The organism is Xaviernesmea rhizosphaerae (assembly GCF_001938945.1).
In the GTDB taxonomy this organism is placed as follows: domain Bacteria; phylum Pseudomonadota; class Alphaproteobacteria; order Rhizobiales; family Rhizobiaceae; genus Xaviernesmea; species Xaviernesmea rhizosphaerae.
Genome location: NZ_MKIO01000046.1, coordinates 361 through 772 on the forward strand (window position 1 = coordinate 361; position 412 = coordinate 772).

At 53.6% G+C, this 412-nt stretch carries 1 pseudogene; it reads right to left on the bottom strand.

Features of this window, described 5'->3' with window-relative positions:
* Positions 1-334, bottom strand: a pseudogene (locus BJF92_RS23215) (tyrosine-type recombinase/integrase); the annotation flags it as partial.
* Between the last annotated feature and the right edge of the window lie 78 nt (positions 335-412).

Consider the following 412-nt stretch of genomic DNA (forward strand, 5'->3'; position numbering starts at 1 on the left):
GCGCGGCACACCTTCGGCTCAAATGAATGTCAACGGGCCTTAGTGCATCCTCAATGTCGACGCCGAGATACCTGACTGTGTTCTCGATCTTGATATGGCCGAGCAGGATCTGGATCGCTCGAAGATTGCCAGTGGCTTTGTAGATCATGGCAGCCTTCGTTCGCCGTGGGGAATGTGTGCCATAATCCTTCCGACGAAGCCCGATCGCTGTCACCCACTCATCGACCAGTCGGGCGTACTGCCGAGTGCTAAGATGATCTGCGTGGCCTACACGACTGGGAAAGGCATAGTCATCGACTGTTCCTCCTCTTCGTTGAAGCCAAGCGAGCAGACTAGGCTCAGGACTCATAAATCACAACCAAAAGATAACGGTTGCAGCGATGCATATGCTTGAGAAGAAGGTATGCGCGCA